Origin of the sequence: Paludisphaera sp. (assembly GCF_037189885.1) — a bacterium.
Taxonomy (GTDB): Bacteria; Planctomycetota; Planctomycetia; order Isosphaerales; family Isosphaeraceae; genus Paludisphaera.
This window is the reverse complement of sequence record NZ_JBBCIR010000074.1, coordinates 17,856-32,117: the sequence shown is the minus strand read 5'-3', so window position 1 is coordinate 32,117 and position 14,262 is coordinate 17,856. Positions and strand designations below refer to the sequence as shown.

General features: G+C 70.0%; 12 protein-coding genes. 6 read left to right on the top strand and 6 right to left on the bottom strand.

The genetic code is table 11. The annotated features are described in order from the left end of the window. Window positions 1–57: 57 nt before the first annotated feature. Window positions 58–1,092 (bottom strand): FAD:protein FMN transferase, encoded by a 1,035-nt coding sequence (locus WG209_RS20210; RefSeq protein ID WP_337176899.1) that lies wholly within the window; start codon window positions 1,090–1,092, stop codon window positions 58–60. Between the two features lie 76 nt (window positions 1,093–1,168). Here WG209_RS20210 and WG209_RS20205 point away from each other — a divergent pair, with 76 nt between their 5' ends. The 4 genes from WG209_RS20205 (at window position 1,169) to WG209_RS20190 (ending at window position 6,983) form a co-directional block, all read left to right on the top strand. After that, complete coding sequence (locus tag WG209_RS20205) at window positions 1,169–2,233, top strand: SUMF1/EgtB/PvdO family nonheme iron enzyme (protein ID WP_337176898.1); 1,065 nt, start codon at window positions 1,169–1,171, stop codon at window positions 2,231–2,233. A 124-nt stretch (window positions 2,234–2,357) separates the two neighbouring features. Continuing rightward, complete coding sequence (locus tag WG209_RS20200) at window positions 2,358–3,623, top strand: Gfo/Idh/MocA family oxidoreductase (RefSeq protein ID WP_337176897.1); 1,266 nt, start codon at window positions 2,358–2,360, stop codon at window positions 3,621–3,623. Between the two features lie 342 nt (window positions 3,624–3,965). Further along, window positions 3,966–4,844, top strand: a complete 879-nt coding sequence (locus WG209_RS20195) for a ThuA domain-containing protein (protein ID WP_337176896.1) — start codon at window positions 3,966–3,968, stop codon at window positions 4,842–4,844. 96 nt (window positions 4,845–4,940) lie between these two features. Next, window positions 4,941–6,983 (top strand): M13 family metallopeptidase, encoded by a 2,043-nt coding sequence (locus WG209_RS20190; RefSeq protein WP_337176895.1) that lies wholly within the window; start codon window positions 4,941–4,943, stop codon window positions 6,981–6,983. 58 nt (window positions 6,984–7,041) lie between these two features. Here the strand turns inward: WG209_RS20190 and WG209_RS20185 are convergent, their stop codons facing one another. From WG209_RS20185 to WG209_RS20170, 4 genes are read right to left on the bottom strand one after another with little or no spacing between them, the layout of a single operon-like run. Next, on the bottom strand, window positions 7,042–8,169 hold the full coding sequence (locus tag WG209_RS20185; RefSeq protein ID WP_337176894.1) for an HlyD family efflux transporter periplasmic adaptor subunit: 1,128 nt from the start codon (window positions 8,167–8,169) through the stop codon (window positions 7,042–7,044). Between the two features lie 24 nt (window positions 8,170–8,193). Further along, entirely contained in the window at window positions 8,194–8,928 is a 735-nt protein-coding gene (locus WG209_RS20180; protein WP_337176893.1) for an ABC transporter ATP-binding protein, read from the bottom strand. Window positions 8,929–8,933: 5 nt separating this feature from the next. Continuing rightward, window positions 8,934–10,373, bottom strand: coding sequence for an ABC transporter permease (locus WG209_RS20175; protein ID WP_337176892.1), 1,440 nt, complete (start codon window positions 10,371–10,373; stop codon window positions 8,934–8,936). Window positions 10,374–10,383: 10 nt separating this feature from the next. Beyond that, window positions 10,384–11,025 (bottom strand): CerR family C-terminal domain-containing protein, encoded by a 642-nt coding sequence (locus WG209_RS20170; protein WP_337176891.1) that lies wholly within the window; start codon window positions 11,023–11,025, stop codon window positions 10,384–10,386. Between the two features lie 147 nt (window positions 11,026–11,172). Here WG209_RS20170 and holA point away from each other — a divergent pair, with 147 nt between their 5' ends. Beyond that, window positions 11,173–12,177, top strand: a complete 1,005-nt coding sequence (gene holA / locus WG209_RS20165) for a DNA polymerase III subunit delta (protein ID WP_337176890.1) — start codon at window positions 11,173–11,175, stop codon at window positions 12,175–12,177. 371 nt (window positions 12,178–12,548) lie between these two features. After that, entirely contained in the window at window positions 12,549–12,788 is a 240-nt protein-coding gene (locus tag WG209_RS20160; protein WP_337176889.1) for a BON domain-containing protein, read from the top strand. Between the two features lie 294 nt (window positions 12,789–13,082). Here WG209_RS20160 and WG209_RS20155 read toward each other — a convergent pair whose 3' ends face one another. After that, window positions 13,083–14,003 carry a hypothetical protein gene (locus WG209_RS20155; protein WP_337176888.1) on the bottom strand — a complete coding sequence of 307 codons (921 nt, stop codon included), beginning with the start codon at window positions 14,001–14,003 and terminating at the stop codon, window positions 13,083–13,085. Window positions 14,004–14,262 lie beyond the last annotated feature (259 nt).

Genomic DNA, 14,262 nt, shown 5'->3' with positions numbered 1-14,262 from the left:
CCCCCCCCCCCCCCACAACAGGTTATCGGTCACGACCCGGGCTATCGGGGCGGGGCGTCAGGGGCGGGGCCGGTCGGGGACGGCGCGGGGGACGTCGCGGAATCGGGTGGATTCGTGGCGGCGGACGGTGCCGCCTTCCTCGCGGGTGTAGACGGCCGAGGCGCCCGGGATCGTGTCGATCCAGGCGAGGCCCTTTTCCGGGCCCATCATGTAGACGGTGGTCTCCAGGGCGTCGGCGGTCGTGCCGTCGGGGGCGACGACCGTCACGCTGGCACGCTCCTCGAAGGCCTGCCCGGTCTTCGGGCTGATGATGTGCGAGTAGCGCCGGCCGTCGATGACCACGAACCGCTCGGCGTCCCCCGAGGTGGAAGTCGCGCAATCCTTCAGGGATAGGTAGATCTCGGGGGGCGTCTTCGTGGGCTCCAGGCTCGCCACGCCGATCGTCCAGCCCTCGGCGCCGGGGGGGGGGCCGGAGACGACGATGTCGCCGGCGGCGGCGACCAGCGCGCGGTCGACGCCGTGCTCGCGGAGGACGTCGATCCCCGCTTGCGCGGCGAGCCCCTTGGCGATCCCCCCCACGTCCAGCTTCATGCCCGGCTTCGACAACCGGACGGTCCGCGCGGCGGGGTCGAGGATCAGCTTGTCCATGCCGACGAGCGCGAGGGCGTCGGCGATTCTCGACGGGTCGGGGAGCTTCCGCTCGCGACGGGCCCTGCGCCAGAGGCGGCCGACCGGGGCGATGGTCGGGTCGAGGAGGCCGCCGGAGCGGGCGTGCCACTCGCGCGACTTCTCCAGCACGTCGAACAGATCCGGCCCGACGGCGACCGGCGGGCCGCCGGCGGAGTCGGCCAGTCGCGACAGTTCGCTGTCCGGTTCGTAGTCGCTCAAAACGGCGTCGAGCCGGGCGATCCGATCGAACGCGGCGCGGGACGCGCGACTAGCGGTCCCCTCGTCGGGGCTGTATAAAAGGATCGTGAAGGGGCTCCCCATGTGGGTTTCGACGAACTCGAAACGCCTCGGCTCCTCGGCCGCCGCCCGCCCGAGGGCGACCGCCGCGAGGATCGAGGCGCACACGCGCAAGCCCACCGCCATACGAGCCACGACATCCCCCCGCCGATCGTCCTGCGTCTCGGCCCCCGGGACCGCTCCCGGCCGAGCCGCGACCCGCTTGGAGCATATCAAAGTGATCCGCCCGACGCATGCCCTCCGCCTCTCCACGGCCCTGGCCGCGGCCCTCGCCTGGGCCTGGCCCGGCGTCGCCTCGGCCCAGGCCCCGACCCCGAAGACCGAAGCGGAGATGAAGCCGTACACCCAGGAGATCCCCGGGACCGGCGTCGAATTCGACCTGGTCCCCATCCCCGGCGGCGAATTCCTCATGGGGAGCCCCGAGGACGAGGAGGGCCGCGAGGAGGACGAGGGGCCCCAGCACCTGGTGAAGGTCCCGCCGTTCTGGATGGGGACGAAGGAGGTCACCTGGGACGAGTTCGACCTGTTCTGCTTCTCGCTGGACATCAAGAAGAAGACCCGCGAGGGCGTGGACCTGCGGAACCAGGTCGCGACCGAGATGGCCGCCGACGCCGTGACCCGGCCGACGCCCCCGTACGCCGACATGACCTTCGGCTACGGCCATCGCGGCCAGCCGGCCATCTGCATGACCCACCACGCGGCCATGGAATACACCCGCTGGCTCTCCGAGAAGACCGGCGTCCTCTACCGCCTGCCGACCGAGGCCGAGTGGGAGTACGCCAGCCGCGCCGGGAGCAAGACGCCGTACTTCTTCGGCGACGAGCCGGAGGACCTGGAAGAGTACGCGTGGTACGTCGAGAACGCGGAGAAGCCGATGCCCGTCGGCAAGAAGAAGGCCAACCCGTGGGGCCTGTTCGACATCCAGGGCAACGTGGCCGAATGGTGCCTGGACCACTACGTCCCGGACTTCTACAAGCAGTTCTCGGCCGACGAGCCGACGCTAAACCCTTTCGCCGCGCCGACCGCCAAGGAATACTCTTACGTGGTGCGTGGGGGGTCCTGGGACGACGACCCGGAGCGGCTGCGAAGCGCCGCCCGCCGGGGGTCCGAGCCCGAGTGGAGCATTCAGGACCCCCAGCGCCCGCAGAGCATCTGGTGGCACACCGAGGCCCACTTCATCGGCTTCCGCGTCGTCCGCCCGCTGGAGGAGACGGAGACGCTCAAGGGGGTGAAGTCGCTGGTGGTCAAGGGCCAGGGGACGCGCTGAGCGTCGCCGGACCCCGACCTTCCCGTCGGATGGCGTAGGTAGACAGTCAGTCCGGGGCGGGACGAGCCCGGCCGCGTGAGGCCCGACCCGTCCCCCTCTTCCTCTTCCCGGGAGTCGTCGAGTCATGACCGATCCGAACCGCCGCGCGTTCCTCAGGGCCTCGTCGGCCGCCGCCGCCGGGCTCGCCCTCCTCCCCAACGCCCACGCCCGAGGCAACGACGTCATCAAGGTCGGCCTCGTCGGCTGCGGCGGCCGGGGCACCGGCGCCGTGGACAACATCTGCGAGGCCGCCGGCGGCACGTACAACATCAAGATCGTCGCCCTGGGCGACGTCTTCGAGGATCACCTGCGGAACTGCCGCGAGGCGACCAAGAACGGCCAGCACACCAAGGACAAGTACGACGTCTCCGACGACCGCTGCTTCGTCGGCCTGGACGCCTACAAGAAGGTGATCGAGGCCAGCGACCTGGTGATCCTGGCCACGCCGCCGGGCTTCCGGCCGGGGCACATCGAGGCGGTGGTCGAGGCCGGCAAGCACCTCTTCGCCGAGAAGCCCGTCGCCGTCGACGGCACCGGCATCCGCCGGGTGCTGGCCGCGGCCGACAAGGCCAAGGAGAAGAACCTGGCCGTCCTGGCCGGCACCCAGCGCCGTCACCAGCCCGGCTACGTCGAGAGCCTGAAGCGGATCCACGACGGGGCGATCGGCGAGGTCAACGGCGGCCAGGTCTACTGGAACCAGGGCGCCATCTGGGCCCGCAAGCGCCAGCCCGAGTGGACCGACGTCGAGTACCAGCTGCGCAACTGGTATCACTTCCTCTGGCTGTGCGGCGACCACATCGTCGAGCAGCACATCCACAACGTGGACGTCGCCAACTGGGCCATCGGCGCCCACCCCATCCGCGCCGTCGGCATGGGGGGCCGCCAGCAGCCCGACGCCCCCGAGCTGGGCCAGAGCTACGACCACTTCGCCGTCGACTACGAGTACCCCAACGACGTCCACGTGATGTCGATGTGCCGGCAGATCCCCGACTGCGAGAACAACGTCTCCGAGACGATCGTCGGGACCAAGGGCCGGTTCCAGAGCAACGGCTACCGCTTCTCGGGCGCGAACCGCGAGCGGGTCCGCGTCCAGGACGGCAACGCCTTCGTCCACGAGCACGTCGACCTGCTGGAGAGCATCGTCTCCGGCAAGCCGATCAACGAGCTGCGCCAGGTCGCCGAGAGCACGCTGTCGATGATCATGGGCCGGATGTCGGCCTACACCGGCAAGGCCGTGACCTGGGAAGAGGCCCTCAACTCCAAGCTCGACACCTTCCCCAAGGATCTCGACCTGAAGGGGAGCCTCGCCGAGCCCGAGTTCCCCCGGCCGGGCGTCACCGAGCTGATCTGACGCGAGACCGAGCGGCGGGGCGACGCGCGGGATCCCCGCCGCGCCCCGCCGACGATCCTCGCGGGGGCCGACATGACGGTCTTCCCCCCTGGAGGGGGAAGACAGACTCCGGAGGAGTCAGATGAGGGGGAGCCCGCCCGCCGAGCTTCGGACTTCGGGTCGTTGCCCACGCCGGCGGCCGTGGTCGGCCCCTTCGAACTCCGAAACCCGTGCGGCTCGTCCCCCCCTCATCCGGCCCTCCGGGCCACCTTCCCCCACCAGGGGGGAAGGGCGTCGCGATCGTCTCCCGACCCTCGATCGCCTACTTCCCTCGCAATCGTTCACGGCACCAGGGGACGCCCCATGATCCGAACCCTCGCAATCGGCCTGACGGCCCTCGCGCTCGCGGCGCCGGCCGCGACCGCCGACGCCGCGGAGCCGACCAAGATCGTCCTGCTCGCGGGCCGGCCCAGCCACGGGCCCGGCGACCACGAGTTCAACGCCGGCATCAAGCTGCTGGCGAAGTGCCTGGCCGAGGCGCCCGGCGTGGAGCCGGTCGTCGTGACCGGCGGGTGGCCCGAGGACGATTCCGTCTTCGACGGCGCCAAGGCGTTGATCTTCTACATGGACGGAGGCGGCGGCCACCCCGCCATCCAGGGCGACCACCTCCAGCGGCTCCAGAAGCTCGTCGACAAGGGCGTGGGCCTGGGCTTCATGCACTACGCCGTCGAGGTCCCCAAGGGGATCCCGGGCAACAAGTTCATCGACTGGATCGGCGGGCACTACGAGACGTACTTCTCCACCAACCCGCACTGGACGGCCCGGTTCGAGAGCCTGCCGGATCACCCGATCACGCGCGGCGTCAAGCCGTTCGCCATCAAGGACGAGTGGTACTACAACATCCGGTTCCGCCCCGACATGGAAGGCGTGACCCCGATCCTGACGGCCACGCCCGACGACGCCACCCGCGACACCCCGCACACGTCGCCCGGCGGCCCGTACAAGCACATCCAGGAGGCCAAGGGGCGGCCCGAGGTGCTGGCCTGGGTCGTGGAGCGTCCCGACGGCGGCCGCGGCTACGGATTCACCGGCGGCCACAACCACGTCAACTGGGGCGACCCCAACTTCCGCAAGCTCAACCTCAACGCGATCCTCTGGACCGCCGGCCTCGAAGTCCCCGAGGGGGGCGTCGAGTGCGAGGTCTCGGCCGAGGATCTCAAGAAGAATCTCGACCCGAAGTGAGCCCCGGGGGGCTCGTCGTCGCGCCCGGGCCCGGTTCGACCGGGCGCGGGCGCGTCGCGTTCGAATGAATTGATCATCAGGGAAGGGACCATCGCCGTGATCTCGACGTCTGGACCGCGCCTCGCGACCCTCCTCCTCGCCGCCGCCGCGCTCGCCGCGCCGGCCGCCCGCGGCGACGACCCCGCGCCGCCCCGCTCGGGCGTCGACCGCTCCGGCTTCGACGCCGCCGTCCGCGCCCAGGACGACTTCTTCCGCCACGTCAACGGCGGCTGGATCGAGAAGACCGAGATCCCGGCCGACAAGCCCCGGTGGGGGACGTTCGACCGGCTCGTCGAGGAGAGCGACGCGGCCATCCGCGCCATCATCGAGGAGGCCGAGAAGTCCGACGCCCCCGCCGGGTCCGAGGCCCGCAAGGTCGGCGACCTCTACAAGAGCTTCATGGACGAGGCCCGCGTCGACGAACTGGGGATCAAGCCCCTCGCCGACGACCTGGCCCGGGTCGACGCCCTGACCGACAAGAAGGGGCTGGTCGCGCTGCTCGGCTCGCTCCAACGCGAGGGGGTCGGCGGCGTCTTCGGCGCGGGGGTCGGGGTCGACGCCAAGAAGTCGGACCAGTACGTCGTCTACATGGGGCAGGGGGGGATCAGCCTGCCGGACGAGTCGTACTACCGCGAGCCGCAGTATCAGGAGATTCGCGAGGCGTTCGTCGCGCACGTCGGCCGCATGCTCGCGCTGGCGGGGGTCGCGGACCCCGAGGCCGCCGCGGCGAAGGTGATGGAGCTCGAGACCGCGATCGCCAAGCACCACTGGGACCGCGTCAAGCGCCGCGACCGCACGCTCACCTACAACAAGAAGACGTTCGCCGAGCTGGAATCGCTCGCCCCGGCCGTCGACTGGCGGGCGTGGTTCGAGAACCAGGGCGCCCCGAAGCTCGACGAGGTCGTCGTCGGCCAGCCCGACTTCTTCGCCGCCGCGTCGAAGCTGATCGAGGAGGTCCCGCTCGAAGACTGGAAGACGTTCCTGCGCTGGAAGCTCGTCCACGGCGCGGCCGACTACCTGAGCCGGCCGTTCGTCGAGGAGGACTTCGCGTTCTTCGGCCGGACGCTCTCCGGCACGCCGGAACTCCCCGCCCGCTGGAAGCGCGGGGTCGGCCTGGTCTCCGGCGCGATGGGGGAGGCCGTGGGCAAGCTCTACGTCGAGCGCCACTTCCCCCCCGAGGCCAAGGCCCGCATGAAGGAACTGGTCGACAACCTGACCGCGGCCTATCACGAAAACATCAGCAATCTCGACTGGATGAGCCCCGAGACCCGCGCGAAGGCGCTGGAGAAGCTGGCGAAGTTCGCGCCGAAGATCGGCTACCCGGACGTCTGGCGGGATTACTCGAAGCTGGAGATCAAGGCCGACGACCTGCTGGGGAACGTCCGCCGGGCGAACGCCTTCGAGAACGACCGCGACCTCGCCAAGCTCGGCGGGCCGATCGACCGCGACGAGTGGGGGATGACGCCCCACACCGTGAACGCCTACTACAATCCGACCCTCAACGAGATCGTCTTCCCCGCGGCGATCCTCCAGCCGCCGTTCTTCGACCTGACGGCCGACGACGCGGTCAACTACGGGGCGATCGGCGCGGTGATCGGCCACGAGATCGGCCACGGGTTCGACGACCAGGGGTCGAAGTCCGACGGCGACGGCAACATGATCAACTGGTGGACCGACGCCGACCGGAAGGAATTCGAGGCGCGAGCCAACAAGCTCATCGAGCAGTACAACGAGTTCGAGCCGAAGCAGCTCCCCGGCCGGAAGGTCAACGGGGCGCTGACGATCGGCGAGAACATCGGCGACCTGGGGGGCCTGTCCATCGCGTACCGCGCCTACAAGCGGTCGCTCGAAGGCAAGGAGGCCCCGGTGATCGACGGCCTGACCGGCGACCAGCGGTTCTTCCTCGGCTGGGCGCAGGCGTGGCGGACCAAGTTCCGCGACGCCGAGCTGGCGCGTCGGCTGACCACCGACCCGCATTCGCCGGCCGAGTTCCGCTGCAACGGCGTCGTGCGGAACATGCCCGAGTTCCACGAGGCGTTCGACGTCAAGGAAGGCGACGGCCTCTGGCTCGCCCCCGAGGATCGCGTCCGCATCTGGTGACCATCGCGGGCCGGGCGCGCCTCGTCGCGCCCGGCTTCCCTCGCGGCCCCGATGAATCTCACCGGGGCTCGCCGGCGTCGATGAAGACGTCCATGCGTTGGCCCACGTACACCTTGGCCGGGGGAGCTTCCGGCAGCGCGTAGATGACCCGCAGGACGCGGGTGTCGACGCGCTCGGTGTTGTCGCCGGCCAGCGAGCGTTTCGGCACGACGTAGGGCTCGACGCGGACGAACTGGAGCGGGAATTCGGGCTCGGGCCGGCCCTGGAGCGTCGCCACGCCCGGGGCGCCCGGTCGGAACCGCGCCAGGTCGCTCTCGTCGACGTCGACCCGGATGTGGAGCCGGTCGACCTCGCCCAGCACGATCATCGGCTCCTTCCAGGCGAGGGTGGCGATCTGTCCCGGGCGCACGTTGACCTGGAGGATTTCGCCGTCGACGGGGGCGCGGATCACCAGGCGGTCGATCAGGAGCCGGGTCCGCTCGACCTGGCCGCGTGCCTGGAGGACGGCGGCCCGCTGGACCGCGAGGTCCTCCTCCCACGCGCCGGCGTTCAGCTTGTCCAGGTCGGCCCGGGCGCGGTCGAGCGCGGCGGAGGCGACGGCGCGGGCGTAGCGGTCGCGGTCGTAGTCGCTGGCGGCGAGCATGTTCCGCTGGTGGAGCCGGGTGCTCCTCGCGAGGGCGGCGTCGGCGTCGAGCAGGCGGGCCTCGGCCTCCTCCACCGCGGCGAGGAGCGGTGGGACGTCCTCGGGGCGCGGCATCTTCTCGAGGCGCCGGAGCTGGGCCTCCGCCGCGACGAGCGCGGCCTCGTGGACCTTCAGCTCGGCCTCCAGCTCGCGGCCGTCGACGCGGAACAGCGGGTCCCCCTTCGCGACGTGGTCGCCGACCCGCTTGTGCGGCGGGTCGAAGTCGGGCCGGCCGTCGACGAACACCTCCATCACGACGCCGGGGGCGGGCGTCCCGATCGGGATGTCCTCGCGCCTCGATTCGACCAGCCCGAGCCCGTGGACCACCTCCGCGAATCGCGAGGGCGCCGCCGGCGGCGGGGCGACGGGGGGCGAGGCGGGCCGGGCCGTGCTCCTGAGCACGGGCCGCCCGGCCTCCAGGCGGAGGTCGTACGGGAGGGCCCCGCGGATCGCCAGGGCGAGGCCGAGCAACGCCAGGGCCGGCAGCACGTAGCGCGTGAACATCGCGAGGCTCCTCTCCGGGGTGATTCAGGCGGCCGAGAGATCCGGGCCGCGGTCTTCGACCCGGGCGACGCGGCCGTCGTCCATGTGGGCGATCCGATCCCCGAGGTGGAAGACGCGGTTGTCGTGGGTCACGACCAGGACGGCGCGGTCGGGCTGGTCGGCCGCATGCCGCAGCAGCCCCATCACCGCCAGGCCGGACTCGTGATCGAGAGCCGCGGTCGGCTCGTCGCAGACCAGCAGGCTGGGGTCATGGACGAGCGCCCTCGCGATCGCCACGCGCTGCATCTGCCCGCCGGAGAGCTGCGCCGGCAGGCTGTCAACCTTCCCGGCCATGCCGATCGAGGCCAGGACCTCCGCCGCCCTCGCGACCGCGGGGGCCTTCCTCCAGCCGGCGATGACCAGCGGGATCGACGCGTTCTCGGCGGCCGTCAGAGCCGGGAGCAGGTTGTACTGCTGGAAGACGAAGCCGATGCGGCGGGCCCGGAACCGGGTCCTGGCGCGGTCGCCCATGCTCGTGATCGTCTCGCCGAAGATGGAGACCTCGCCGGCGTCGGCGTCGAGGATGCCGGCGACCACCGACAGGAGCGTCGTCTTGCCGCAGCCCGACGGGCCGACGATGAGCGACAGCTTGCCGGCCTGGAAGTCGAGGTCCACGCCGTCGAGCGCCTTCACCTCCCGCTCGCCCGAGCCGAAGCGTTTCGAGAGGCCGCGGATCCGCACGGCGGGGGGCGGGGCGGTCGGCGTGGGGTCGATGGCCATGGTGTTCAACTCCGGAAGACGACCGCCGGCTCCAGGCGCAGCACGCGCTGGGCGCTGACGAGGCTCGCCAGGACGCAGATCAGGGCGATCGCCGTCGCCGTGATGGGGAGCAGTTGCCAGGGGGTGAAGGAGGCCAGCTCGGTCGAGTTCCCCCAGCGGTCGAGCGTCTTCATCCCGAACAGCGCCGACAGGCCGACGCCCAGCCCGTAGCCGAGCGAGCCGGCCAAAGACGCCTGGAGCAGGATCATGCCGACGATCTGGACGTTCGACGCCCCCATCGCCTTCAGCGAGCCGAACTGCTTGAGGTTCTCGATCGTGAAGTTGTAGAACGTCTGACCGGCGATGGCCGTCCCCACCAGGAAGCCCAGCGTCACCGTCACGCCGAAGTTGATCGGGATCCCCGTGTAGATCAAATAATACTTGATCGTCCGGAAGGCGAACTCGCGTCCGGTCCACGCCGCCAGGCCGGTCCGCTCGCGGATCCGCTCGGCGACCTCGGCGGCGACGGGCGACGCGCCGTCGGCGTCCTTGCCGGTCCGGGCCAGGATGAACGTGAGCATCTTCCGCTCCATCGGCATGAACCGCTTGGCCCGGCTGTAGAGCGTGAAGACCACCGGGTTCGACTGGAACGTCCGGGTCGCCTCGCAGACTCCGACGATCACGGCGCGACGGTCGTTCATCTCGATCTCGGGGGCCGCGCGGACGAACGCTTCCAGCCGCGCGAGGTAGGCCTCCTCGGACTCGGGCGGGTCGTCGAAGGGCTTCTCCAGGCGGCAGCCCGGGAAGAGTCGACGCAGGCCCACGCGATCGACGAGGATCGCGTCGGGCCGGCGGAGGTCCTCCGGCCGCCCGACCCACATCCGACCCCTGGGCCCGGGACCGACCATCGCGCCCCGCGCCGGGGCCCCGATCATCGAGACGTCGTCGACGCCCACGAGGACCACCGTCTCCACCACGTTCACGTCGTCCGGGGTGTACCAGCGAGGGGGGGGCGAGTCCAGATCCCCCGCGCCCCGCACGAACAGGTTCAGGCCCCTGGTGAAGATGTTCGAAGGAGCCGAAGGCCGCGCCGACTCGCGGCGATCGTTCCGGAGGCGGTCAGGGGAATACGTCTTCTCCTTCAGGTCGTCGGGGTTGAACGTGAGCCGGACCCGCCCGTTCCCCTTGTACAGAGGCACGGCCCACTTCACGCCCGGCACGCCGCGCACGCGATCCAGCTCGCTCTCCCGCATCGGCCTGACGTCGTCCACGAACTGGACGCCGGGGTCCATCACCCACAGGTCGTCGCCGGCGACGTCCGAGATCAGCGCGCCGGTGCGGAGCAGCATCCCGCAGAAGATCGACCCTTGCTGGGTCATGAGCGCCGACGCGAACGTAAGGCCGAGGACGATCCCGACGAACTTCGCCCGGTCGCCCACCAGCATCTTGATCGCGATCCACGCCATGGCTCGCTCCTCACTCCCTGGCGGGCCCGCCCATGCCGGCCGGGGGGCCCAGGCCCAGCGCCGCCAGGGTGAAATCCGCAACGTGGTCCGACAGATAATCCGCGTCCAGGCACCCCGGATTCCCGGGGCCGAGCAGCCGGCCGGAGACCTTCATCGTGATGCGATGGACGATGCACTGGCCGACCACGCTGAAGCAGAGCGCGGCCAGCCGCCGCTCGTCGACCCCCGGGCGGATCTCGCGGAGGATCGACCCGAGCAGCTCGAACCGCGGCCGGATCCACCCGTCGATCACGTCGTCAAGCGCCGGGGTCGGGTCGAACAGTTCCCGCAGGATCAGCGGCAGCCGCCATTCCCCGTCGTCCTCGCCGACGACCACCTGCTCGACGAAGAAGCGGATGAAACGCCGCAGCTTCTCCGCGGGGGGCAGGTCGCCGAGATCCGGCGTGACCGTCGTGCTCCGCCGCCGATACGCCTCCGTCAGGACGGTCCGATAGAGCCCCTGCTTGTCGCCGAAGTGGTAGTTCACCGCCGCCAGGTTGGCCCCCGCGCGTTCGCAGATCGTCCGGATCCGCGCCGAGTCGTAACCCTTCTCGGCGAACTCCCGCCCCGCCGCCTCGATCAGCCGATCCTTCGTCGCGTCTGGACTCGACATGCTCGCCCCGCCCAATCAAACGATCGTTTCAAACGGGTGTTTTAATGAAATCCTAGCCGGTTTACGGGCCAGGTCAAGGGGGGGCCGATCGGCCTCGCCAGGCGCGGGGGATTCTGGGAGGATGTCCGGGTCATGGGAGGGCCGACGATGCGCGCGCTGGAGTGGCTGAAGGCGAAGCCGGGGGGCGGGGGTAGGCCCCTGTACGTCGTGTTCGGCGACGACCCGTTCCTCCGTCGCGAGTCGATCCGCAAGGCGATCCGCGAGGAGATCCCCGACGACGAGGCCGACGTCGGCGTGGCCCGGTTCGAGGGCGTTTCAGCGAAGCTGGCCGACGTGGTCGACGAGCTTCGGACCCTGCCGTTCTTCTCCAAGCGGCGCGTCGCGCTGGTGGAAGAGGCCGACCCATTCGTCACCGCGTATCGCAAGGAGCTGGAGGCCTACGTCGAGGCCCCCAGCTCGTCCGGCAGTTTGATCCTGGCGGTGAAGGCCTGGCCGGGGAACACGCGACTGGCGAAGTCGGCCGCGAAGATCGGCGAGGCGATCGACTGCTCCAGCCCGAAGGAGGCCGACCTCCTCCAGTGGCTGCCGGTCCAGGCGAAGCTCGCCGGATCCAAGCTCGGGACCGACGCGGCTCGCCTGCTGCTGGAACTGATCGGCCCGGAGCCCGGCCTGCTGGTCGCGGAGGTCGAGAAGCTTTCCGTGGCCACGGCGCACACGGGGGAGATTCGCCGCGAGGACGTGGCGAAGTTCGTCGAGTCGGGCCGGCTGGAGCAGATCTGGGACGTGGTCAACGCCGCGGCCGAGGGAGAGGGGGCGCGGGCGACCAAGCTGCTGGACGACCTGATCGCCAGCGGCGAGCATCCCGTCGGCCTGCTGGCCCGGATGGCCTCCAGCCTGCTGAAGCTCCATCACACCGGACGCCTCCGCGCGGCGCGGATGACCCTGGCGGAAGCCTGCCAGGCGCTGGGGATCAATGCCTACTTCGCGCAATCGATGGGGAAGCAGCATGCCCATCTCGGCCCGTCCCGGGTCGATCGCCTCCCCGCCGAGCTGCTCCAGGCCGACCTCGACGTGAAGGGGGGCAGCCAACTCCCCCCGCGCGTAATCCTGGAGATGCTCCTCGTGCGGATCGCGAGCCCTCGTCGCGACTAGGATCACGGGCGCGAATGCATGGACTCCGTAAGCCGGGCCGCTACCCAACTTCGGGATGTGACTAGGCTTGCGTGGCCCCGGTCTCGTCGAGGGCCACGAGGATAACCATCGCGGGGCGGCGTGGCCTGCCGGCAAGGCCGCGATGCATGCCTTAATGCGCCGGTCAGTCCGACGACGTAGACGGCCGATGGTCCGGGAAATGCAGCCTTTTTGAATTGGCGCGCCGGGGGAATTCGGAGCAAATCATCCGGTTTTTCCTTGGAGATCTCGCCGGTTCGAGTCATCCTGGGAAAGGTGTGAACCGTCTCGACGTCCGGCCAGGGTGCTTGCGTTGATGTGACCATCGCTGCCAAATTAGGTGGAGCCTGACCATGCAACTGATCGAGCTGACGCCGTTGACGGAGCGGGTGGCGGACCAGATCTTGCGGTCAACTCACGGTCGGATCCGGAATCTGGAGGTCGAGGAGTCCCTGGGACGAGTCGAGGTCCGCGGAGAGGTCCGCACCCGGTACACGAAGCAACTCGCGCTCGAGGCCGCGCTGAACATGCTGACCGGCGACCGCCTTCGCGAGCGGATCGTCGTCGTGGGCAAGGCGACCCGCCTGCATTGAGTCGGAACCTTCGAGTGGATCATCCCCGGGCGTCTCGCTCCCCTCGGAGCCGGACGCCCGTTTCGTTTTCGAAGGTCGGGGAGGGCAGGCGGGGCGGGGCCGGGGGTCAGCGTTGGTGGTGGGGTTGGGCGGGTCGCAATGGCCATGGCGACGGCGAGGCGTCGCGATGCCCGGGAGCCGGGAAAGGGAGGAAACCGGCCGGTCGGCGGGACCGATGAAAAAGGCGGCGACCCACGGAATGGGCCGCCGCCTCGCGCAAGGATGCGTACTATGTCGCCGCTCGCCCGACAATTCTCAGGCACGACCCCGGGCGGGACGCCGGCGGGCCTTCCAGGCCACCGCGCCACCGATGAGCGCCCAGGCCAGCACGGCGGCCGGCTCGGGGACGGGAATCTGTGGGACCAGCTCCGTGCCCGGCACGAAGGTCCAGTTGAGGTAGGTCTCGCCGGCCACGCCGTCGAGGGCCGAGCCCGCGTACGCCGTCACCCAGAAGCCGCCGCCCTTGTTGGTCAGGCCGAGCAGCTCCTTGAAGTTCTTGACGGTGAACTCGAGCTGCGGGTGCGAGGGGGAGGGGTCGTAGGCCAGGTTCCCCATGTACTCCGGCATGGTCTTGCCGAACATGTAGGCCAGCCCGCCGGAGGCGCGGCTCATGTCGACCGAGGAGACGGTGTAGCCGTTGATCCCCGGGCCGTTGAGCGACTTGTCGGCCGGGATGCCGGCGATGGCGACGATCTCGCCCGGCTTGTTGACGTCGTTCGGGTTCTGCTTGGCGAAGACCAGGGCGATCGACTTGTCGCTGGTGGGGGTGTTCGCCCCCATGTGCGCGGGGTCGTAGGCCGTGGGGGTCCCCAAGGGGTCGCCGTTGGCCTGCCCGAACGGGGCGTGCTGCCCGGCCTTGTTGGCCCACGTGTTGATGCCGATGGCCAGCGAGTTCTTGCCGGTCGAGTCCTCGGCGTAGCTGAAGCGGATGTCCTTCACGTTCCAGCCGGAGACCCAACCGTTGTTGGTGATCCAGTCGGCCTGGCCGACCCGATCCGGGGTGTCCGAGACGGGCATGACGTAGACCTTGCCGGTGTGGGTGTCCCCGGCTCCGGCGACGAAGTCCTTCTCGACGTTGCCGGTCAGGTTGACCGGGATGCCGTAGCTCGGCGCGGGATTGGAGGCGATGAGGGCCCCGAGGGCGAGGCCCCAAAGGCCCATGCGACGGTGAACCATGACGAGACTCCTTCCACGTATGGTCGTTTCGTCCCGCGGGTGCCGGGTGGGGCTCGACGCATTCCTCGCGTCGGCCGGGACGATCAAGCCAGGCGTTGATGCGACCAGGGCCTGGCGTGCAAACCACGACTCAGCCAGATGGTCAAGTTGAGGGATCGATTCGCTGTTTCCAGCCGACGGGAATGACCGGGGAACGCCCCCGGCTCGCTCGCGATCGGCTCACCACCGCCCCCCTCGTAGGGAGTCGGAATTCCGCTAG

Bases quoted from the DNA above. Each gene is read 5' to 3' on its own strand.
- WG209_RS20210 (WP_337176899.1), bottom strand. From the start codon at position 1,092: ATGGCGGTGGGCTTGCGCGTGTGCGCCTCGATCCTCGCGGCGGTCGCC.
- WG209_RS20200 (WP_337176897.1), top strand. From the start codon at position 2,358: ATGACCGATCCGAACCGCCGCGCGTTCCTCAGGGCCTCGTCGGCCGCC.
- WG209_RS20195 (WP_337176896.1), top strand. From the start codon at position 3,966: ATGATCCGAACCCTCGCAATCGGCCTGACGGCCCTCGCGCTCGCGGCG.
- WG209_RS20185 (WP_337176894.1), bottom strand. From the start codon at position 8,169: ATGTTCACGCGCTACGTGCTGCCGGCCCTGGCGTTGCTCGGCCTCGCC.
- WG209_RS20180 (WP_337176893.1), bottom strand. From the start codon at position 8,928: ATGGCCATCGACCCCACGCCGACCGCCCCGCCCCCCGCCGTGCGGATC.
- WG209_RS20175 (WP_337176892.1), bottom strand. From the start codon at position 10,373: ATGGCGTGGATCGCGATCAAGATGCTGGTGGGCGACCGGGCGAAGTTC.
- WG209_RS20170 (WP_337176891.1), bottom strand. From the start codon at position 11,025: ATGTCGAGTCCAGACGCGACGAAGGATCGGCTGATCGAGGCGGCGGGG.
- holA (WP_337176890.1), top strand. From the start codon at position 11,173: ATGCGCGCGCTGGAGTGGCTGAAGGCGAAGCCGGGGGGCGGGGGTAGG.
- WG209_RS20160 (WP_337176889.1), top strand. From the start codon at position 12,549: ATGCAACTGATCGAGCTGACGCCGTTGACGGAGCGGGTGGCGGACCAG.
- WG209_RS20155 (WP_337176888.1), bottom strand. From the start codon at position 14,003: ATGGTTCACCGTCGCATGGGCCTTTGGGGCCTCGCCCTCGGGGCCCTC.